The sequence below is a fragment of the Rhodoferax sp. RT5P35 genome, assembly GCF_056521385.1.
Genome location: NZ_JBWMAX010000001.1, coordinates 272,626 through 293,764 on the forward strand (window position 1 = coordinate 272,626; position 21,139 = coordinate 293,764).

Sequence of the window (21,139 nt, forward strand, 5' to 3'; positions counted from 1 at the left end):
GAATATGCGCTGGAAGCTTATTTAGTGCATATTTCTGGCATGTGTATCTAAACCACCGTAGCCACCCCTAGCAACTGGTGCAGCCGCGGTGAGGTGGTGGTGTACTGGAACGGAATTTTCTTGCCCGGAAACACCAGCGGCGCCGCGGCGTAGGCGGCCAGCGTGGCTTCGTGGAAACCGCAGACGATGAGCTTTTGCTTGCCGGGGTAGGTATTGATGTCGCCCACAGCAAAGATGCCAGGCACGCTGGTTTCAAACCGGGCTGTGTCCACCTGTAACTGCTTGCGCTCCATGGCCAAACCCCAGTCGGCCACCGGCCCCAGCTTGGGCGACAGGCCCAGGAAGACGCTGAGGGCATCGACCGGCAACTGGTGCAGCGCTGCGTCCACATCGCTGACCTCCAGGCTGGCCAGGCGGCCCTCTACCGCGCCAAATCCCGTGATTTGCCCGACCATGAAGCGCATGCGCCCGGCCGCCATCAGCATTTGCATCTCGGCGATATCGGCCATGGACGCTTGCAGCACATCGCGGCGGTGCAGCAGCGTGACACTTTTGGCATCGGAATCAGCCAGTGCCAGCGCGCAGTGCAGGGCGGCCTCATCGCCACCGACCACCACTACATCCTGCCCTGCCACATCGACGGGTGCCGCGTGGTAGCGCAGTTGCTGGCCTTCAAAGGCTTCGATGCCGTCCAGCTTCAAGCGCCGGGGCTGGAACGCGCCGACACCGGCGGCGATGATGACCACCGATGCCAAAAATTGCCTGCCCTGGTCGGTCTGCACCAGAAAGCGGCCATCGGCCTGCTTTTCAATGTGGCTGACCTGTTGGCTTAGGTGAAAAGGTGTTTGGAACGGCTGGATTTGCTGCAACAGCGAAGCCGCCAGCGCCCGCCCAGAGGTGGCAGGCGTCCCGGGGATGTCGTAGATGGGCTTGTCGGGGTACAGCTCCATGCACTGGCCGCCCGCATGGGGCAGCGCGTCGATGACATGGGTGGGAACTTCCAGCAGGCCGAGCTGGAACACTTGGAACAGGCCTACCGGGCCCGCGCCGATGACGACGGCCCCGGTTTCCAAGGGCAAAGTCAAAGGCCCGGGCAAGGTCAAATTAACGCTCCAGCAACTGGATCTTGGGCATCACATCTTTCCAGTCGTCGGCATCGGCCAGCGCAGGTTTGCGCTTGGTGATGCTCTTCCAGCCCTGTGCGCGGGCCAGTTCGACGTTGAGCTGGATGAAGGCCAACTGGTCGGCGGGCATGTCTTCTTCGGCGTAGATGGCGTTGGCCGGGCACTCGGGGATGCAGACCGCGCAGTCTATGCATTCATCGGGGTCGATGACCAGCATGTTCGGGCCTTCGCGGAAGCAGTCCACGGGGCACACGTCCACACAGTCGGTGTATTTGCATTTGATGCAGGATTCGGAGACAACGTGGGTCATATCGGTATTTTCATGTGCGAGGGGTAACCCTCGATTTTAAGGGTTAGCGGACCAGTACCGCGCCGGAGGTCTTGTGCGATGCCGTATCGACCAGCACCAAGGCACCCAAGGAACGCGATTGCGTGTAGGGCCGGGTGGCAATCGCTTCCTGCAGCGCCAGTTCGACATGGCCGATGGCGTTGGGCGGCAGCTCGGTGGCGTCTTCCTCGGCCAGGGTGTTGATGTCCAGCTTGTGCACGATGCGCTTGACTTTGGCCTTCACCCAGCGGTGGCCGTGCAGCGCCCAGTAGACGCGGCCAGCGACCAGCGGTTCGTCGTCCATCCAGGCCACAGTGGCCGAGATCTCGCGGCTGGCTTCAAACTGGCCGGGGGCCAGCAACCAGTCGCCACGCGACACATCGACTTCGCGGTCCAGCGTGATGCCGGCGCTGTTGCCTGCCAACACGCTTTTCGGGTTGCGGGCATGGTCCAGCACCTGGGCGACGGTGGCGGTCTGGCCGCTGGGCAGGATGCGGATTTCTTGGCCCACAGCTACTTGGCCGGTGGCCACGCGGCCCCAGAACACGCGGCGGCCCTGGCTGGTGTCGGCACTCGAAGAAAACTTTTCCACCCACTGCACCGGGAAGGCAAAGGGCTGGTCCACTTCGGCCGGTGTGCTGGGCAGCTGCTCCAGAATCTGTAGCAGGGTAGGGCCGGTGTAATTGCACCAGTCAGGAGTTTCGGTATGACCCGCTTCGACCACGTTCCAGCCCTTGAGAGCCGAAATCGGCACGATGGCCTTGACGGGAATATCGGCGGCAGCGGCAAAGCTGTTCAGCGCGGCGCTGATGTGGGCAAACGCCAGGCAGGAATCTTCCACCGCGTCCAGCTTGTTGATGGCAAACACGATGCTGGGCACGCGCAGCAAATGGCACAGCAGCGAGTGGCGGCGGGTTTGCGGCAGCAGTTCCAGGGCGGGGTTTTTCCAGTCCAGCTTGGTGGCATCGACCAGCACCACGGCGGCATCGGCGCTGCTGGCGGCGGTGACCATGTTGCGGGTGTATTGCTCGTGGCCGGGCGCGTCGCCGATGATGAACTTGCGGGTCTCGGTGTTGAAGTAGCGGTAGGCCACGTCGATGGTGATGCCTTGCTCGCGCTCGGCGCTCAGACCGTCGGTCAGCAGGGCCAGATCGGTTTCGCCCTGGCGCTGCACGCCCGCCAGGTGGTCTTGCAGCACGGCCTTGGTGTCGACCAGCAGGCGACCGATCAAGGTGCTCTTGCCGTCATCGACCGAACCGCAGGTGATGAATTTTAAGGCTGAAAGGGCTGTAGCGCTTGCAATACCTGCGGGAGTAGCTATTAATGTTGTAGCGTTCATTAGAAATATCCGTCTTTCTTGCGCTTCTCCATCGAAGCCTCTGATGTCTTGTCATCCATGCGGGTCGCGCCGCGTTCGCTCACGTCGGCGGCCAGGGTTTCGATCACGATGTCGGCGGCGGTGGCGGCCAAACTGTCCACCGGGCAGGTGCAGGTGATGTCGCCCACGGTGCGGAAACGCACGTCGCGCTGCTCCGAAGTTTCACCAGCCTTCAGCGGGGTGAGCTCGGTCACCGGCACCAGCAGGCCCTTGCGCTCCACCACTTCGCGTTTGTGCGTGTAGTACAGCGACGGCAGGGCGATTTTTTCGCGTTCAATGTACTGCCACACGTCCAGCTCGGTCCAGTTGCTGATGGGAAACACGCGGAAGTGCTCGCCGGGCTGCAGGCGGGTGTTGAACAGGGTCCACAGCTCGGGGCGCTGGGCCTTGGGCTGCCACTGGCCGAAGCTGTCGCGGTGCGAAAAGATGCGTTCCTTGGCGCGGGCCTTTTCTTCGTCGCGGCGGGCACCGCCGATCAGCGCATCAAACCGGAATTCTTCGATGGCCTCTAACAACGTGACCGACTGGTGCACGTTGCGCGACTCGCCAGGATGGGCCAGGCGCACGGTGCCGCGCTGCATCGAGTCTTCGACGTTGCGCACGATCAGCTCGGCACCCAGCTCCTGGGCGCGGAAGTCGCGGAAGTCGGTGACCTCGTGGAAGTTGTGGCCGGTGTCGATCATCAACAGCGGGTAGGGGATGCCGCCGCTGCCAGTGGAAACATTCTTGGCACCAAAGGCTTTTTCGGCGCATTTCAGCAGCACCAGCGAGTCTTTGCCGCCCGAAAACAGCAGGGTGGGGCGCTCAAACACGGCGGCCACTTCGCGCAGGATGAATATGGTTTCTTCTTCCAGCGCGTCGAGGTGGGTGTTGCTCAGGTGGTGTGGGTTAGCTTGGGAGTTCATGGGGGCAGGTTTCAGTGGGCAAGGTGCAAGCCGCACTCGCGGTTGTCGTCGCCCTTGGTGGGGTCCACGTAGTCGAAGTTGTTGGGTAGGCCGTGGGTTTCGCAGTATTGGTAGAGCTCTTTGGACGACCAGTGCAGCAGCGGGGCAACCTTGATCAGGCCGTCGGGGTTGATGCTCACCGGGTCCATCTGGGCGCGCACGGCGGTGTCGGTGGCCCGCAGGGCGGTGAACCAGACCTTGGGTGCAGTTTCGCGCAGGGCGCGGGCAAAAGGCTCCAGCTTCACTTCTTCGGTGAATGCCGCGTGGCGCGGGTCGTCTAACGCGGGCGTGGGGCCGTCCACGGCCTCGCGGTGCGCACACGAGCGGCGCGGCAGGTAGATGTGCAGGTTCAGCTTGAGCCGCTGGGTGACTTCATCGACAAAGCGGTAGGTGGCCTCGGTGTTCAGGCCGTTGTCCATCCAGACCACAGGCACATCGGGGCGGGCGTTGGTGACCATGTGCAGGATGACCGCCTCGAAGGGGCGGAAGTTGGTGGTGACGATGGCGGGCTGGCCCAAGGCCAGCGCCCATTCCACCAGTGCGGGGGCGTTGCGACCAAAGTCGGCGTTGATCCGTGCAAGATCGAGAGTGCTCATGGTGTCGGCTCCAATCAGTACGAGTCTTGCCGGGCCAGCTCTGCGCCGTAGGCGGCGGAGTTTTCGGTCTCGGCAAAGTGCGGCTCCACATGCACCGCATCGCCTTGGTAGAAACCCTGAAAGCGGTCGATCTGGCGCTGGGCGGCGCTGGCATCCACGCCCTCACGCAGCACGGCCACGCTGAAGCCGCTGCGTTGCATCTGCACCAGTTGGTCGATCAGTACATCGCCAGTGGCGCGGATTTCGCCGGTGTAACCCAGGCGGCGGCGCAGCAGGAAAGCCTGGCTGTAGGCGCGGCCATCGGTGAACTTGGGGAAGTGCAGATCAATGCGCGCCACGCCGTCGAGCGACAGTGCGCGCGGGTCGGCATCGTTGGCCAAGGATATTTGGTCTTTCTGGCCTTCAGCGCAGGCAGTGTGTGCGGTAGCAGCTATTATTTTCATAGTAATTACCTTTTAAGCTTCGGCCGCGGCTCTGGGCGCACGGGCGGTGCTGGTACGGGCGGCGTTGGCGGCCAGCTTGAACGGGTCCTGGCCGACGCGGCGCAGCGTGTCGATAAAGGCTTCTCCGCTGGTGCGGGTAGCACGGTAGGTGTCCAGCACGGCTTCGATGACTTCGGGCACTTCGGCGGCGCTAAACGATGGGCCTACCACTTTGCCAATAGCTGCGGGACCGCTGAGCTTGGAGCCGTCCGAACCTGCCAGCGTGACCTGGTACCACTCCTGGCCGTCTTTGTCCACGCCCAGAATGCCGATATGGGCACTGTGGTGGTGGCCGCAGGAGTTGATGCAGCCGCTCATGTGCACATCCACTTCACCAATGTCGTGCAGCTCGTCCATGTCCTGGTAGCGCTGGCTGATGGCTTCGGAAATCGGCAGCGAACGGGCGTTGGCCAACGAACAGAAATCACCGCCGGGGCAGACGATCATGTCTGTCAGCAAACGGATGTTGGCGCGGGCCAGGCCGGCGGCTTTGGCTTCGGCGTAGAGCGCAGGCAGCTCGTCGGCGCGCACCCAGGGAAGCACCAGATTCTGGTCGTGGGTGACGCGGGTTTCACCGGCGCTGTAGCGGTCGGCCAAGTCGGCCGACAGGTCAAGCTGGTCGCCAGTGGCATCGCCCGGCGAATAGCCCAGGCGCTTGAACGACAGCGTCACAGAACGCAGCAGCGGGTTTTGGTGCGCGGCTACGTTTTGCTGGAGCCAGCGGGTGTAGTCCTTGTCGTCCACCGGGGCAGCAACCGGGTGGACCAGGGCGGGCAGGGTGCCGACGCGGCTGGCCGGGGGCACAAAGCAGGCGGTCACGCGGTCCAGCTCCGACTGGGCGATGGTGTGCGGCGCGCCGTCCACCGTCAGTATCTGCTGGTATTCGGCTTCCACCTCGTCGATATAGCGCTGGCCTTCGGCCTTGACCAAAATCTTGATGCGCGCCTTGTAGATGTTGTCGCGGCGGCCCCAGCGGTTGTACACGCGGACCACGGCTTCCAGGTAGTTGAGTATCTGGTCCCAAGGCAGGAAGCTGCGGATCACGGTGCCCAGCACCGGGGTGCGGCCCATGCCGCCACCCACCATCACGCGCAGGCCGACTTCACCAGCTTCGTTCTTCAAAACGTGTAGGCCTATGTCGTGCCAGGCGGTAGCGGCGCGGTCATCGGTAGCACCGACGATGGCGATCTTGAATTTGCGCGGCAAAAACGCGAACTCGGGGTGCAGCGTGCTCCACTGGCGGATGATTTCAGCCAATGGGCGCGGGTCGGCGATTTCATCTTCGGCAATGCCGGCGCGCTCGTCGCTGGTGGTGTTGCGGATGCAGTTGCCGCTGGTCTGGATGCCGTGCAAGTGCACGCTGGCCAGCAGGTCCATCACGTCGGCGGATTTAATGAGCGGAATCCAGTTGAACTGGACGTTCTGGCGGGTGGTGAAGTGGGCGCAGGCGCTGGGCAGGCTGTGCAGGTCGCTGAGGCCCGGGTTGGCCTTGGTGAGGTCGTGCGCGTCCTTTTTGTCATAGTCGCGGGCGATGGTGGCCAGCACGCGCAGCTGGGCGCTGGACAGTTCGCCGTATGGCACGGCCACGCGCAGCATGGGCGCAAAACGCTGTACGTACCAGCCGTTTTGCAGGCGCAGGGGGCGAAACTCTTCTTCGGCCAGGGTGCCGCCTTGCCAGCGTTCCAGCTGGTCGCGGAATTGGGCGGCGCGCAGTTTGACGAACTGCTTGTCAAATTCGGTGTATTGGTACATTTTTTATCTATCGTGGGGCAGGGCAGCCTGCGAGTTTAAAGTGCCAGGAGTTTGGTGCCTGCATACGCTAGCAGCAAGGACAACAGACCCCGGATCACGCGGTCCGAAGTTTTGAGCATCAGGTGCGAACCCAGCCAGATGCCGGGAAGCGAGCCTGCCAGCAGCTTGGCCAGCAGTGGCCAATCGACCGAACCCAACCCGGCGTGGCCCAGGCCTGCCACCAGGGTCAAGGGCACGGCGTAGGCGATGTCGGCGGCGACGATGCGCTGCAGCGGCAGCAGCGGGTACAGCAGCATCAGCACCGTAACACCAATGGCACCGGCACCTACCGAGGTCAGAGTGACCAGCGTGCCGATAAATGCGCCAAACAGCAGCGGCAGACTCCAGTGGCGAGGGCGCTCGGCTGCTGGCATGTGTTCTGCGCTGACGCTGCGCGGTGCCGATCTGCCCCGGATGCTTTTGTAGAGAGTAGCCGCAGCAGTCAGCAGCAAAGCCGCGCCCAAAGTGGTGGTCATGGCTTTTTGCACCTGGGCATCGGCCGGGCCGAGCATATGTAGCACCCACAAGGTGATCAGCGAGGCTGGGATGCTGCCTGCGCACAGCGTGGCAACGATGCGCCAGTTGACCATGCCCGAGCGGGCCATCTTCAGCGTGCCACCGGCTTTGGTGAAGCAGGCAAACAGCAGGTCGGTGCCGATAGCCAGGTAGGGCTTCATGCCGAAAAAGAAAATCAGGATAGGGGTCATGAGCGAGCCGCCGCCTACCCCGGTCAAACCAACAACAAAGCCGACGAAAAACCCGGCAAAAACAAACGCTAAATCTTGCATAGAGCGCGACTATAAAAGCCTGCCACCCTATTCCAAACTACTTTATTGTTCTACCAATATGCAAATAAGCATATTTAGAAATAACGAAACTGGCTGTTTAACCTGTGTGTTTGGCGTAGGCTGTACTGATTTGTTCATGGATGGTGTGCCACAAGGGACGCACCATGAGCCGCAAACCTTGGTACACCTCGTCAACGCGCAGCATCGACGGCACGCGCTGGCCGCGGTGCTCTACCGGGCCGCCGATAGGAATAATGTTGACCCCAAGTTTGCCAAAGTGTTCTGCCAAGCGCGGTTCAGTGAGAGTGAACAAGGTATCAATGCCCTGGCGTTTGGCCATCAGCACGGCACCCATGTACAGGCTGACAGGAAGGTAGGGGAAGCGGGGCTGCTTCTGGTCACCGAAATCCTGGTCTGAAATCGGCGCTTCGGTTTGTTGCTCGCCTTTACGGCGTCGGAATTCAGACATCACTGCCAGCCGGGACACCTCGGCTATGCGCCCGCGCGGTTGCAGGGCGGGGTCGATGATGCTGCGGTCCAGCGTGTTTTTGCAGGTCACCTCAAATGGCAATGGCGCTTCAGGGTGGGCTGGGTCCGTAAGCACCAGCCGGGCACAACCTGCCAATCGGCGGCCATCGGCACTACGCACCAGGCAGTGCTGGGATCGGTAGTCGTATTTATCGGTTTCGCGCTGGTCTTCGCGCACGGGCTCAAAACCCAGTTCGCGCGCATAGACATCGTGGCGGATAAAAAAAACATCGTTGATGCGCGCCTCGTCCAGCGCCGGGGCAATTTCAAAGTATTGCTTGTAGCCGTCGCCTAGGTTGGCGCGTGGAAGGTCTGACATACGGGCCTTGCAAGGTGTTGGAGTGTCTCAGCATGTAACCGTACACACTTTACCGATGTGTTACCAAAATATTTTTTTATATTATCGGCCTGCTGCCATTTTCAGGCTTCAGAAATGTCCAGAGACCAAGGCGTTTTTTGCCAGGCTTGGACTTCTTCGCGCAGCAGATGGGCTGACTGCGGATAGGCTTGCGCCCAACCGGAACGGGTCGAGAGCAAAAAAACGCTGGGGCGTACTGGGTCCAAGCGCAGCTCCAGACCCGAGGTGTCCGGGTCGCGCCGGGCGTGGCAGAGCATGGTTGCCAGCCGCAAAGCCAGCAATTGCTGCATGAAAGTTGCGTCGCCAAAGTCCAGTTCCAGTTTGCGCAATTTGCCCCGGTGGCCCAATACCATCTGGCCAAGGCGGTGCAACTCCAGCAGGGCAAAGCCGGGTGCGTCAGCGTGCTCCAAAATGTAAGCACCGTGTTTGTGGTGGTCTTGGTGTGAGATTTGGCAGCCAATTTCATGCAATTGGCTAGCCCAGTTGAGCTTGCGCTGCTGGCGGACGATTTCAGTGGCGGCCACACCGCTGCCGGTTTGCAGTTGGCTGTAAAGCTTGCAGGCAAGCTTGGCAACGCGCTGGGCCTGCTGGGTGTCCACGCCAAAGCGGCTGGCCATGCGCTGTACCGAGACGGCGCGCAGGTCGGTTTCCTCCTGGCCACGTGCGACCAGATCGTATAGCACACCGTGGCGCAGCGCACCGTCGGCAGCGTGCATCTCGTCGATGCCCAGCAGATCAAATACGGCGCGCAGCACGCTGATGCCGCCACCAATGACCAGTTTGCGGTCGTCCTTCATGCCGTCGATGCGCAGCTTGTCGACGCTTTGGGCCTTCAGCAGGCGGTCGCTGATCCAGTCCAGACCCTCGCGGGTGATGAGGTTCAGCGGCCAACCTGCGGCATGCAGGATGTCGCCCACCGCGCCCACGGTGCCAGAGGAGCCGTAGGCCACATCCCAGGTGTCGCGGCGGTAGGCGTTCAGGGCTTCGTCGAGCACGGCTTTGGCGGCAATTTCGGCAATCCGGAAGGCATCACGGGTGAATTGGCCATTGGGAAAGTACTTCATCGACCAGGCCACGCTGCCCACCCGAAAGGATTCCATCACCGTGGCGTCATAGGCCTGGCCCAAGATCATTTCGGTGGAGCGTCCGCCGATGTCCACCACCAGCCGCCGCTCGTCCGATTGCGGCAGCAGCCGGGCCACGCCCTGGTAGATCAGCCGGGCTTCTTCGCGGCCCGGAATCACGTCGATGGGAAAGCCCAGTACCTCGTGCGCTTTGGCCAGGAATTCATCGCGGTTGCGGGCCTCGCGCAGGGTTTGGGTTGCCACGGCGCGCACTTGGTGGCGCTCGAAGCCGGCCAGGCGTTCGCCAAAGCGGGCTAGGCAGTCCCAGCCGCGCTGCATGGCCTCCAGGCTCAAGTTGCGGTTTTCGTCCAGGCCGTTGCCCTGGCGGACGGTTTCTTTCAGGTATTCAGTGCGGTGGATTTGCCCGTGGTCGAGACGACCAATTTCGAGGCGAAAGCTGTTGGAGCCCAGGTCCAGGGCGGCGATGAGAGTTCCGTTTTGCATGGTGTAGCCGCTTTTTTCGTGGGCGCAGCATAGCACCCACGGCGCGGGCAGTACGGCGTTATTTTTGTCACATAGATGTCACATAACCTTCTTAAAGTACGCCCATCGCTACGGTTCACCCACACGGTAAACCGCAGTCCCGATTCCACTTACCCAAAGGGTTTTCTGATGCAAGTACGTTTCAAAATCGCCATGGCCAGCTTGGCTGGTTCGGTCGCCTTGTCTTTTGCCGGTTTCGCCAGTGCCCAAGAAATTACCGGTGCCGGTGCTACTTTCCCCGCACCCGTGTATTCCAAATGGGCGGCCGAGTACAACAAGGTCACTGGTGTCAAGATCAACTACCAATCCGTCGGCTCCGGTGCCGGCATCAAGCAGATCGACTCCAAAACGGTAGATTTTGGTGCTTCCGACATGCCCCAAACTGACGACGTGCTGAAGTCCAAAGGCCAGATGCAGTTTCCCGCCGTCATCGGTGGCACGGTACCTGTGGTCAATATCAAGGGCATCGCACCCGGCCAACTGAAGCTGACCGGCGCTGTGCTGGGCGACATCTTCCTGGGCAAGATCACCAAGTGGAACGATGCTGCTCTGGTGGCACTGAACCCAGGTGTGCCACTGCCTGATGCGGCCATTACCACCGTACACCGTGCCGATGGTTCGGGTACCACCTTCAACTTCACCAACTACCTGAGCCGCGTCCACCCCGAGTGGAAAGAAAAAGTGGGCGAGGGCACAGCCGTGAACTGGCCATCGGGCTCAGGTGGCAAAGGCAATGAAGGCGTGGCCACGTTTGTGAACCGCCTGCCTAACTCGATTGGCTACGTGGAATACGCCTACGTCAAGCAAAGCAAGATGACCTACGCCCTGCTGAAGAACCGTGATGGCGTGTTTGTCGCGCCCAGCGACACTGCCTTTGCCGCTGCGGCTGCGGGTGCCGAATGGAGCAAGTCGTTTTACCAACTGATTACCGACCAACCCGGCAAGGAAGCATGGCCTATCTCCACCGCCACCTTCATCTTGATGCACACCAAGCAAGACAAGCCTGCAAACGCCACCGAAGTGTTCAAGTTCTTCAGCTGGGCCTACAAAAATGGTGCCAAGATTGCCGACGAGCTGGACTACGTTCCCTTGCCTGCACCCGTGGTCGCCTCGATTGAGAAGGCCTGGGGCCAGGTGACCGATGCTGCTGGTAAACCCGTCGCCATCAAGTAATTGACTCACCCCCAGGCTACAGCGTAAGCGCTTTTCGCCAACCCCCTTGCAGGGGGCAACACCAGCAGCCCGGCAGAGCCGGTTCTGCGGTGTTTCTGGCGGGTGTGCGTTCTCGCTTTGGCGTGGTGTTCTCGAAATCAACCAAGGAGCATACGTGTCATCTACACTCCCGGCGACCGAAAACCTGTTAAATCCATCTGGTAAGTCTTCCGGACACGCGATGATCACTCCTCCCCGCCCCAAAGCGGCCCGCTCCGGGCCGGTTTTCGACCGTATCTTTGCCTGGCTGGCCAAGGGTTCGGCCATTTTCACCCTGGTCATGCTGGTCGCCATCTTGGCATCGCTGACTGTTAGTGCCTGGCCCGCAATTGCCAAGTACGGTTTGGGCTTTTTGACCAGCACCACCTGGGACCCGGTCAAAGAAGACTTTGGCGGGCTGGTGATGATTTACGGCACGGTGATGACTTCGTTCATTGCCTTGCTGATTGCGGTACCGGTGAGTTTTGGCATTGCACTGTTTTTGACCGAGTTGTCGCCAGCTTGGCTCAAGCGCCCGCTGGGGACTGCTATCGAATTGCTAGCCGCTGTTCCTTCCATCGTCTACGGTATGTGGGGTTTATTGGTGTTCAGTCCGGTGCTGTCCACCTACGTGCAACAGCCCTTGCAAGCGGCGTTTGGCGATGTGCCATTTCTGGGTACCTTGTTTTCTGGCGCACCGGTGGGTATCGGTATTTTGTCGGCAGGCATCATCCTGGCCATCATGATCATCCCGTTCATTGCGGCGGTGATGCGGGATGTGTTTGAGGTCACCCCTACTTTGTTAAAAGAGTCGGCGTACGGCTTAGGTGCCACCACCTGGGAAGTCGTCTCCAAGGTGGTGTTGCCCTACACCAAGTCGGGTGTTGTGGGCGGCATCATGCTGGGTTTGGGTCGGGCCATTGGCGAAACCATGGCAGTAACTTTTGTGATTGGTAATTTCAACCAATTAGATTCGCTCAGCCTGTTCCAGGCGGCCAACAGCATTACCTCCGCCCTGGCCAACGAGTTTGCCGAGGCGGGCGAAGGACTGCACCAAGGTGCTCTGATGTACTTGGGCCTGGTGCTGTTCTTTATCACTTTCGTCATTCTTTCCCTGTCCAAACTGTTGCTGTCGCAACTGCGGAAAAATGAAGGAGCCAAATCATGACCACGGGCGAAATGTTGCTCAAAGCTGCTGCGCTGGAACAGACCCGCAGCGTCAAATACGCCAAACGCAAGCGCGTCAATAAGATTGCCCTGCTGCTGGCCTTGGGCGCCATGGCTTTCGGCCTGTTTTGGTTGTTCTGGATTCTGTTTGAAACTGTGCGTCTGGGCATTGAAGGTCTCACCATCGCGACACTGACCCAGATGACCCCACCGCCCAACGACGAAGGCGGCTTGGCCAACGCGATTTACGGCTCGTTTCTGATGGTGACACTGGCAACCTGTGTGGGCGCACCCATCGGCATCATGGCCGGTATCTATCTGGCCGAGTACGACACCAAGAGCTGGCTGGCTTCGACCACGCGGTTTGTGAACGATATTTTGTTGTCGGCCCCAAGCATCGTGATTGGCCTGTTCGTCTACGCCGTGGTGGTGTCGCGCTTCAAGTCGTTCTCGGGCTGGGCTGGCGTGGTGGCCTTGGCACTGATCGTGATCCCGGTGGTCATCCGCACCACCGAGAACATGCTGCAACTGGTGCCGCCCGGTCTGCGCGAAGCGGCTTACGCCTTGGGTGCGCCCAAGTGGAAGGTGATTTTGAGCATCACCCTGAAAGCTGCCCGGGCTGGAGTGATTACCGGTGTGATGCTGGCTGTTGCCCGGATTGCCGGGGAAACCGCACCGCTGCTGTTCACCGCCTTGAGCAACCAGTTCTGGACGTCCAGCCTGAGCCAGCCGATGGCCAGCCTGCCGGTCACGATTTTCAAATTTGCGATGAGCCCGTACGAAAACTGGCAGAAGCTGGCCTGGGCCGGGGTCTTTTTGATCACCATGGCCGTGCTGGGCTTGAATATTTTGGCCCGCCTGTGGGCTGGCTCCAACAAGAACTAACTTAGGTCTTCACCATGCAAACCACTGTTGCAAGCCCCTCGAAAATTTCGGTCAAAGATCTGAATTTCTACTACGGTAAGTTCCATGCGCTCAAGGGCATCAACATGGAAATCCCCGAAAAGAAGGTCACCGCCTTCATTGGCCCGTCGGGCTGCGGTAAGTCCACGCTGCTGCGTATCTTTAACCGCATGTTCGAGCTCTACCCCGAGCAGCGCGCCGAAGGCCAGATCATCTTGGACGGCGAGAACCTGCTGACCAGCAAAAAAGACGTGGCCCTGCTGCGCGCCAAAGTCGGCATGGTGTTCCAAAAGCCCACGCCGTTCCCGATGTCGATCTACGACAACATTACGTTTGGCGTAAAGTTGTTTGAAGACCTGAACACCACCGACATGGAAGAACGTGTCGAATGGGCCCTGCGCAAGGCGGCCTTGTGGACCGAAGTGAAAGACAAGCTCAACCAAAGCGGGTCCAGCCTGTCCGGTGGCCAGCAGCAGCGCCTGTGCATTGCCCGCGGCATTGCTATCAAGCCCGAAGTACTGCTTTTGGATGAACCTTGCTCTGCGCTGGATCCGATCTCTACCTCTAAGGTGGAAGAGCTGATCACCGAGCTGAAGAACGACTACACCGTGGTCATCGTCACCCACAACATGCAGCAGGCTGCGCGTTGCAGCGACTACACGGCTTACATGTATCTGGGTGACCTGATGGAGTTTGGAGCCACCGAAGACATCTTCTTCAAGCCCAAGCGCAAGGAAACTGAAGACTACATCACCGGAAGATTCGGTTGAACACCCCCAGGCTACACACTTTGTGTTTCCGCCAACCCCCTTGCAGGGGGCAACACTGGCAGCCCGGCGAAGCCGGTCCTGCGGTGTTCTTGAAAAATTCAGGCTCGCCGTTTATGGCCCCTCTTTGTATTGGAGACTCTCATGCCCGATAAACATCTTTCCAGCCAGTTCGACAGCGAACTCAATGGCGTTTCCAGCCGCGTGATGGAGCTGGGCGGTCTGGTGGAATCGCAGATTCGCCAGGCAGTCTATGCGCTGTCGCAGTTCAGCGTTGAAGTGGCCGACCAGGTGGCAGAAACCGAAATCCGTGTGAATGGCATGGAAATCGAGATCGACCGCGAACTGTCCAGCATCATCGCCCGCCGCCAGCCCACGGCGCGGGATCTGCGTTTGCTGATTGCCATCTCCAAAACCACGGCCAATCTGGAGCGCGTGGGCGATGAGGCCAACAAAATTGCCCGCATGGCCAAGTCGATTGCCAAGAGCAGCTCGCCCCGCTCCCTGCCGACGCTGGATCTGCGCGTCTCGGCCGACATGGCTTCCGGCCTGCTGCGAAAGGCGTTGGACGCGTTTGCCCGGCTGGACACCAGCGCCGCGCTGGACATTCTGAAAGAAGACGATCTGATCGACCAGGAATTCGACGGCTTTGTGCGCAAGCTCATTACCTACATGATGGAAGATCCTCGCACCATCACCGCCAGCCTGGACCTGCTGTTCATCGCCAAAGCCATCGAGCGCATCGGTGACCACGCCAAGAATATTGCCGAGTTCATCATCTACATCGTCAAAGGCGAAGACGTGCGCCACGCCACCGTCGCGCAAGTGGAGTCGGCACTGCAATGAAAACCATGCCCCGGGTCCTGATCGTCGAAGACGAGCCCGCGATTGCCGAGCTGATTGCGGTCAACCTGCGCCACAGCGGTTTTCAGCCGACCTGGGCGATGGACAGCGTCACGGCACAGTGTGAGCTGGATGCCATGCTGCCCGATGTGATCTTGTTGGATTGGATGCTGCCGGGCGAAAGCGGTTTGTCGCTTGCCAAGAAATGGCGTGCCAACCCGCGTACCAAGGGTGTCCCCATCATCCTGCTGACCGCCCGCAGCGACGAGAATGACCGCGTGGCCGGCCTGGATGCCGGAGCCGACGACTACATTTCCAAGCCGTTTTCGACCAAGGAAATGCTGGCCCGCATCCGCGCCGTGTTGCGCCGCCGCGCACCCGAGCAAGAGAGTGGCACCATCCGCATCGGTGCCCTGGCGCTGGATGCCGCCACCTACCGGGTCACTTTCCAGGAGCAGGCGGTTAAAATCGGCCCGACCGAATTCAAGTTGTTGCAGTACCTGATGAAGAACTCCGAACGCGTGCATTCGCGCTCGCAACTGCTTGACCGGGTCTGGGGCGACCACGTGTTTATCGAAGAACGTACGGTGGACGTGCACGTCAAGCGCCTACGCGAGTCCCTGGGCGCCGGCGGAGCCATGGTGGAGACCGTGCGCGGCGCGGGCTACCGCATCACGGCGCAGCCTGTGGCGGCTACTCCCACCATCTCCAATGCAGCCTCTGCAGCCTGATTCCCAGGGTGGTTGAACCACTACCCGTATTCCCTTTTTCACCCTATGTGGTTTCGATTTTTAAGCTTTTTAGGCCTCCAGCTGGGCGCGGGCCTGCTGGGCTGGGAGTGGGCCGCCTACTTGGGCGCGTTGGTTGGTGTGGTGCTGGCGGGCATGTTCTGGATGCTGCTGGATGCCGTGCGCGGCTTGCGCGTTATGCGCTGGTTGCGCACGGGAGAGGCCACGCAAGCCCCCCACATGCAAGGCTGGTGGGGTGAAATCACCGACCGCACCCGCCGCTGGCTGCGCCAGACGCAGCAAAAAATGCTGGATGCCGAAACCCGGCTGCAAGAGTTTCTGGCCGCCATCCAGGCCTCGCCCAATGGCGTGGTGCTACTAGATGCGCAAGGGCGTATCGAGTGGTGCAACCACATCGCAGCAGAGCATTTTGGTTTTGATGCCCAGCGCGACCTGCAGCAGCAGATCGGCAACCTGGTGCGCGACCCGGCATTTGCCGCGTACTACGCCGATGCCGACTTTTCGCGCGGCACCTTCATGCATGGGCGCGGCGGCACGGCCAGCCGTCCGGTGCGTTTGTCGGTGCATCTGCATCCGTATGGCGATGGCCGTCGGCTGCTGTTATCCCGCGATGTCACGGCGCTGGAGCAGGCCGAGGCGATGCGCCGCGACTTTGTGGCCAATGTCTCGCACGAGATCCGCACGCCGCTGACCGTGATGTCGGGCTTTGTGGAAACCATGCAGAACCTGCCACTGGACGAAGGCCAGCGCGAGCGTTACCTGGGTTTCATGGCCCAGCAGGCCCAGCGTATGCAAACCCTGGTGAGTGATTTGCTCACCCTGTCCAGCATCGAAGGCAGCCCTGCGCCGAGCAACAGCGAGTGGATTGTGCTGCGCGACCTGCTGGCCCAATGTGCCCGTGAGGCCGAGGCTTTGTCGGGCATGGTGACCGCCGGGCACACCAAGGTGCATGCCCTGCGGTTTGGCCCCATGCCCGAGGGTTCTATCGCCGGTGCATCGAGTGAGTTGCTCAGCGCCTTGTCCAATCTGGTCAGCAATGCCGTGCGCTACACGCCCGCTGGGGGCCGTATCGACGTGCGCTGGCAGCCTTTGCCCGATGGCCGGGCGGAGTTCTCGGTAAAAGACACCGGGCCTGGCATCGCGGCAGAGCACTTGTCGCGCCTGACCGAGCGTTTCTACCGCGTAGACCCCAGCCGCTCACGCGAAACCGGTGGTACCGGCCTGGGCCTGGCTATCGTCAAGCACGTGGTGCAACGCCACGGTGCCGAGTTGCGCATCGAAAGCACGCAGGGCCAGGGTTCGCGCTTTGCCATTGTGTTCCCGGCCAGCCGCTTGCGCGGTACCGTGGTACAGGTTGTAAATGCTATCTAATTGATAGCTGCCTGCGCAGGTGAAATCTACGCCAGAGGCCTAAAAACCTTGTAAATTACCGCTGGATTCGCTGGTAGAGCTGTACGGCTTCACCGTTGTCGGCGCGCCGCCGCACCCCTATTTTGAGTACCCAGACGCTCTTGTCTATGGCTTGCGGCGGTAGCCGGGCCGTAGTGGTGTCGACCAGCAACCAGGCGCACTGGGCGGAACCGCGGGGCTTGAGCACCAAATTGCCATGGAACTGGAACGCAGCAATCTGCCCTCGGGTCAGGTTGTCGAACTCTACGCACTCGGGCAGCGCGCGTCCCGGAGTTTGGGTGCGGATGGCACGGTCTACATTGCGCACCAGGGGCAGGTAGCTGCGGCCAAAGTTCACGGCAGGCATGCCCAACGTCATCAGCAGCAGCCAGCAAAGGGCGGTGCCACCCGCGGGCAGCACCAGACTCTTCCAGATGGCCGAGCGGTGGCGGCCTACGCGCCATTTCACCAGCCAAACCCACACCAGCGATGCTCCTAATGCCACCGCGAACGGCAACCATTCGAAGCTCGGCATGAAGCCGGGCAGCAGGCGGGCCAGATTAGCCGCCGGCTGCTTGGGCACGCCGGTTTGCGCCGCCACCCAGATGACCCAGATGATCAGCGCGAAGATGGTAAAAAACAGCAGCGTGAACCAGTCCACCAGTGCACTGACGGTGCGGCTCAGGGTGGGCAGGGCGAATGCTGCCAGTGTGGCCATGGCGGGCAGGGCCAGCATGAGCGAGCGGTCGGCGGCATCGGTGGTAAACGTCGCAGCCAGTGCGACTGCCACAAACCAAAGCGGCAGTGCAAGGTGGCGGCCAAAGTTGCCGCTGGTGAGCTGGCGCCGCCAGCGCCACAGCGTCCACACCGCCAGCGGCCATACGGGCCAGGTAAACCAAAGCAGCAGCCGGGCCAGGTTGCGCAGACTGGTCCAGTCGGTTTCAGGCAGATCAATGCGCCAGCGCCACTGCTCCAAAGCCCAGGCCAGCGTCGCTACCGCCACCGTTATCAGCAATACCGCCAGACTCCAGCGCAGGCTGCGCGGTGCGTTGCCGAGCTCGCCGGGTTCTTGGGCATGGCGGTCCAGAAAGCACACCAGTGCGCCGCCCAGGCCCAACAGCACGGCCATGGTCGGTGCGCCCGACAGCGCCAACCCGGCCAGACCCAGCACCACGCCGATGGCCGGTATCCAGGTGCGGTAAGGCACAGCGGCCAGCGCGAAAAAGCTCAAGGCGGTAAACGCCAGCTGCGCCAGTGCCGGGGTGGTTTCGTGCGACAACTGCGCCATGCCCAGGCAGGCAATCATGGCCAGCAAACCGCCGTCGGCCATGGCCCGGGCGTAGTCGGCCGGTTTGGCCTCGCCGCCAAAAGCAAACGCTACCGGCTGGGCGCGTGGGCTGCGGGCCAGGTAGTAGACCGCGTACCAGGTGGTGGCCAGCGCCATCGCCAGCAGCAGCATGAAGGGGATGCGGGCCGCGAAATCAGCGGGCCAGCTCTGGGGTGCCAGTTGCACCGCCCAGGCACCCAGCCAGTAGGGCACCAAGGCTTCAATCTCGGGCGGCTGGCCTTGCAAGGTGGGTTGCAGCCACGCTGCATGGCCCCGCGCCAGTTCGGCGATGTAGCCAAACGTGGTCATGTCGTTGTTGCGCCAGGGCGCACGGCCGACAAAGCCGGGCAGTACATAGGCCAGGCATAGCAGCCACAACGCAATGCGCGGCAGGCGGCGGACGGCGCTTTGCGCAACGATGGCAGGGGTGGTTTGGTTCACAGAGGGGGAATAGTACGGCCAATATTGCACAGGACTTACGCTGCGTAAGTCCTAACAAAAAAAGGCAGCGCGGATAAACCGGGCTGCCCCTTAGAGGTTGCAGAAAAACTTATTCTGCGGCGGCGACAGGTGCAGCGACAGCGGCGGTGGTCTTGCCGAAGCGGTTGCGGAAGCGCTCCACGCGGCCACCCATGTTGTCCACGGATTTTTGCGTACCGGTGTAGAAAGGATGGGATTCGCTGGAGGTGTCCAGCTTGTACAGCGGCAGTTCGCGGCCGTCTTCCATCTTGATCATTTCCTTGGCGTTAACGCACGAACGGGTTACAAACTTGAAGTTGTTCGACAAGTCCATGAAGCACACGTCACGGTAGTTGGGGTGAATGCCAGCTTTCATTATTTCTTCCTTGTTCAATTGCGTTAGCCGCCCGGTGCATTGGGACCCTTGGGACAATAGTTTGCCCAATTTGAAAGCCCGGTACTTTTCGCGATTAGCCTTCGATTATATCCCGAAAATACAAATCTTCGGTTTCAACCGCCCCGGCGCATCATGTCGAAGAACTCGACGTTGTTCTTGGTGGACTTCATGTTTTTCAACATCAGTTCCATCGACTCGATTTCGTCCATGTTGTACATGAACTGGCGCAGGATGCGGCTCTTTTGCAGAATCTCGGGCGACAGCAGCAGCTCTTCGCGGCGGGTGCCGCTACGGTTGAGCTGGATCGACGGGAACACGCGCTTCTCATAGAGGCGGCGGTCCAGGTGGATTTCGCAGTTGCCGGTGCCCTTGAATTCTTCAAAGATCACTTCGTCCATGCGGCTGCCGGTATCGATCAGTGCGGTGGCGATAATGGTCAGCGAGCCGCCTTCTTCCACGTTGCGGGCAGCACCCAGGAAGCGCTTGGGGCGCTGCAGGGCGTTGGAGTCCACGCCGCCGGTCAGCACCTTGCCGCTTGAGGGCACGACGTTGTTGTAAGCCCGGGCCAGGCGGGTGATCGAGTCCAGCAGGATCACCACGTCTTTTTTCAGCTCGACCAGGCGCTTGGCGCGCTCGATCACCATTTCGGCCACGTGCACGTGGCGGGCGGCGGGTTCGTCGAAGGTGGAGGCAATCACCTCGCCCTTGACGGAGCGCTGCATTTCGGTCACTTCTTCGGGACGCTCATCCACCAGCAACACCATCATGTGGCTGTTCGGGTAGTTGGCGGCAATGGCGTGGGCCATGTGCTGCATCATCACCGTCTTGCCGCTCTTGGGCGGGGCGACCAGCAGGGCGCGTTGGCCTTTGCCGATGGGGGCAACGATGTCGATGATGCGGCCGGTGATGTTTTCTTCACCCTTGATGTCGCGTTCCAGCTTCATTTGCTCTTTGGGAAACAGCGGGGTCAAGTTCTCGAACATGACCTTGTGCTTGTTTTCTTCGGGGCCGCCGCCGTTGACTTTGTCGAGCTTGTTCAGCGCAAAGTAGCGTTCGCCGTCTTTGGGCGTGCGCACTTCACCTTCGATCATGTCACCGGTGTGCAGGTTGAAGCGGCGCACCTGGCTGGGGCTGATGTAGATGTCGTCGGTGCTGGCGGTGTAACTGGTGTCGGGGCTGCGCAGGAAGCCGAAGCCGTCGGGCAAGATTTCCAGCACGCCATCGGCAATGATCTGCTCGCCGGTGCGGGCGCGCTTTTTGATGATGGCAAACATCAGCTCTTGCTTGCGCATACGGCCGGTGTTCTCAATTTCAAGTTCTTCGGCTTGTTTGAGGACTTCAGACACGTGCAGTGCCTTGAGTTCGTTTAAGTGCATGGATTGACTCCTGGGCGGAGTTCTGAGAGGAAAAAAGGGGGGAGGTTTTGAGGAGGCTAGAAGGGCCTCACAAACCGGGAACTCGAACCAACTTGCTCGGGGGGCAAATGGGTGAATGCGTAGATTATGACAGGAATAATGGCCAAGAAAAACGAAGCCACCGCGAGGGTGGCTAGGTGCGAAAGGCTCAGGCCAGTTGCTGGTCGATAAAAGCGGTCAGCTGCGACTTGCTCATGGCGCCCACTTTGGTGGCTGCCAGCTCGCCATCCTTGAAAATCATCAAGGTGGGAATGCCGCGGATACCGAACTTGGCGGGAATGTCGCGGTTCTCGTCCACGTTCATCTTGGCGATTTGCAGCTTGCCTGCGTAGCCGGTGGCCACTTCGTCCAAAATGGGGGCAATCATTTTGCAAGGACCGCACCATTCGGCCCAGTAATCGACCAACACCGGTGTGGTGGACTTTAAAACGTCCGCATCGAAAGTTGCGTCCGAGACATGTTTGATGAGTTCGTTGGCCATGGAAATGTTCCTTAAAGCAGAGTGCCGAGACGACTAAAGTTGCGGCATTGTGACAGAAACCAAGAGTGCCTGTCGGCCACGTTCGTGCTATCACAGACATAGCGAAACCCCATTGGCCCACCAGCAC

At 60.7% G+C, this 21,139-nt stretch carries 21 protein-coding genes; 7 read left to right on the plus strand and 14 right to left on the minus strand.

What is annotated here, in order from left to right:
• Nucleotides 1–47: 47 nt before the first annotated feature.
• From AC097L_RS01250 to AC097L_RS01295, 10 genes are all read right to left on the minus strand, one after another.
• On the minus strand, nt 48–1,085 hold the full coding sequence (locus AC097L_RS01250; protein ID WP_479584294.1) for an NAD(P)/FAD-dependent oxidoreductase: 1,038 nt from the start codon (nt 1,083–1,085) through the stop codon (nt 48–50).
• A 19-nt stretch (nt 1,086–1,104) separates the two neighbouring features.
• Nucleotides 1,105–1,434 carry a ferredoxin FdxA gene (fdxA, locus tag AC097L_RS01255; protein ID WP_315183348.1) on the minus strand — a complete coding sequence of 110 codons (330 nt, stop codon included), beginning with the start codon at nt 1,432–1,434 and terminating at the stop codon, nt 1,105–1,107.
• A 43-nt stretch (nt 1,435–1,477) separates the two neighbouring features.
• Nucleotides 1,478–2,791 carry a sulfate adenylyltransferase subunit 1 gene (locus AC097L_RS01260; protein WP_479584295.1) on the minus strand — a complete coding sequence of 438 codons (1,314 nt, stop codon included), beginning with the start codon at nt 2,789–2,791 and terminating at the stop codon, nt 1,478–1,480.
• Nucleotides 2,791–3,735 carry a sulfate adenylyltransferase subunit CysD gene (cysD, locus tag AC097L_RS01265; protein ID WP_479584296.1) on the minus strand — a complete coding sequence of 315 codons (945 nt, stop codon included), beginning with the start codon at nt 3,733–3,735 and terminating at the stop codon, nt 2,791–2,793. The genes AC097L_RS01260 and cysD overlap by 1 nt, the downstream gene beginning before the upstream one ends.
• Before the next feature lie 11 nt (nt 3,736–3,746).
• The gene (locus AC097L_RS01270; protein ID WP_479584297.1) at nt 3,747–4,370 is read right to left on the minus strand and encodes a phosphoadenosine phosphosulfate reductase domain-containing protein; all 624 of its coding nucleotides are present in this window, start codon (nt 4,368–4,370) and stop codon (nt 3,747–3,749) included.
• A 14-nt stretch (nt 4,371–4,384) separates the two neighbouring features.
• On the minus strand, nt 4,385–4,813 hold the full coding sequence (locus AC097L_RS01275) for a DUF934 domain-containing protein (protein WP_479584298.1): 429 nt from the start codon (nt 4,811–4,813) through the stop codon (nt 4,385–4,387).
• A 12-nt stretch (nt 4,814–4,825) separates the two neighbouring features.
• Entirely contained in the window at nt 4,826–6,604 is a 1,779-nt protein-coding gene (locus AC097L_RS01280) for a nitrite/sulfite reductase (protein ID WP_479584299.1), read from the minus strand.
• Between the two features lie 35 nt (nt 6,605–6,639).
• Nucleotides 6,640–7,431, minus strand: a complete 792-nt coding sequence (locus AC097L_RS01285; RefSeq protein WP_479584300.1) for a sulfite exporter TauE/SafE family protein — start codon at nt 7,429–7,431, stop codon at nt 6,640–6,642.
• Nucleotides 7,432–7,528: 97 nt separating this feature from the next.
• Entirely contained in the window at nt 7,529–8,278 is a 750-nt protein-coding gene (locus AC097L_RS01290; protein WP_479584301.1) for a PEP-CTERM/exosortase system-associated acyltransferase, read from the minus strand.
• 101 nt (nt 8,279–8,379) lie between these two features.
• A complete protein-coding gene (locus AC097L_RS01295; RefSeq protein ID WP_479584302.1) occupies nt 8,380–9,885 on the minus strand; it encodes a Ppx/GppA phosphatase family protein in 1,506 nt (501 codons plus the stop codon).
• Between the two features lie 168 nt (nt 9,886–10,053).
• On the opposite strand from AC097L_RS01295, the gene pstS reads away from it, so the two are divergent.
• From pstS to phoR, 7 genes are all read left to right on the plus strand, one after another.
• Nucleotides 10,054–11,097 (plus strand): phosphate ABC transporter substrate-binding protein PstS, encoded by a 1,044-nt coding sequence (pstS, locus tag AC097L_RS01300; protein WP_479584303.1) that lies wholly within the window; start codon nt 10,054–10,056, stop codon nt 11,095–11,097.
• A gap of 220 nt (nt 11,098–11,317) precedes the next feature.
• Nucleotides 11,318–12,283 (plus strand): phosphate ABC transporter permease subunit PstC, encoded by a 966-nt coding sequence (pstC, locus tag AC097L_RS01305; protein WP_479584304.1) that lies wholly within the window; start codon nt 11,318–11,320, stop codon nt 12,281–12,283.
• Nucleotides 12,280–13,167, plus strand: coding sequence for a phosphate ABC transporter permease PstA (gene pstA, locus AC097L_RS01310; protein ID WP_479584305.1), 888 nt, complete (start codon nt 12,280–12,282; stop codon nt 13,165–13,167). Before pstC ends, pstA begins: the two co-directional genes overlap by 4 nt.
• A 14-nt stretch (nt 13,168–13,181) precedes the next feature.
• On the plus strand, nt 13,182–13,955 hold the full coding sequence (pstB, locus tag AC097L_RS01315) for a phosphate ABC transporter ATP-binding protein PstB (protein WP_479584306.1): 774 nt from the start codon (nt 13,182–13,184) through the stop codon (nt 13,953–13,955).
• Between the two features lie 141 nt (nt 13,956–14,096).
• Nucleotides 14,097–14,798, plus strand: a complete 702-nt coding sequence (gene phoU / locus AC097L_RS01320) for a phosphate signaling complex protein PhoU (protein ID WP_479584307.1) — start codon at nt 14,097–14,099, stop codon at nt 14,796–14,798.
• The gene (gene phoB, locus AC097L_RS01325; RefSeq protein ID WP_479584308.1) at nt 14,795–15,526 is read left to right on the plus strand and encodes a phosphate regulon transcriptional regulator PhoB; all 732 of its coding nucleotides are present in this window, start codon (nt 14,795–14,797) and stop codon (nt 15,524–15,526) included. The genes phoU and phoB overlap by 4 nt, the downstream gene beginning before the upstream one ends.
• A gap of 45 nt (nt 15,527–15,571) precedes the next feature.
• Nucleotides 15,572–16,915, plus strand: a complete 1,344-nt coding sequence (gene phoR, locus AC097L_RS01330) for a phosphate regulon sensor histidine kinase PhoR (RefSeq protein WP_479584309.1) — start codon at nt 15,572–15,574, stop codon at nt 16,913–16,915.
• A gap of 55 nt (nt 16,916–16,970) precedes the next feature.
• Here the strand turns inward: phoR and AC097L_RS01335 are convergent, their stop codons facing one another.
• The 4 genes from AC097L_RS01335 to trxA all read right to left on the minus strand — a co-directional run bounded on the left by AC097L_RS01335 (nt 16,971) and on the right by trxA (nt 21,012).
• Nucleotides 16,971–18,701 (minus strand): hypothetical protein, encoded by a 1,731-nt coding sequence (locus AC097L_RS01335; RefSeq protein ID WP_479584310.1) that lies wholly within the window; start codon nt 18,699–18,701, stop codon nt 16,971–16,973.
• Nucleotides 18,702–18,810: 109 nt separating this feature from the next.
• Nucleotides 18,811–19,095 carry a type B 50S ribosomal protein L31 gene (locus tag AC097L_RS01340; protein WP_295960510.1) on the minus strand — a complete coding sequence of 95 codons (285 nt, stop codon included), beginning with the start codon at nt 19,093–19,095 and terminating at the stop codon, nt 18,811–18,813.
• A gap of 134 nt (nt 19,096–19,229) precedes the next feature.
• Nucleotides 19,230–20,492 carry a transcription termination factor Rho gene (rho, locus tag AC097L_RS01345; RefSeq protein ID WP_479584311.1) on the minus strand — a complete coding sequence of 421 codons (1,263 nt, stop codon included), beginning with the start codon at nt 20,490–20,492 and terminating at the stop codon, nt 19,230–19,232.
• Nucleotides 20,493–20,679: 187 nt separating this feature from the next.
• The gene (trxA, locus tag AC097L_RS01350; protein ID WP_479584312.1) at nt 20,680–21,012 is read right to left on the minus strand and encodes a thioredoxin TrxA; all 333 of its coding nucleotides are present in this window, start codon (nt 21,010–21,012) and stop codon (nt 20,680–20,682) included.
• Nucleotides 21,013–21,139 lie beyond the last annotated feature (127 nt).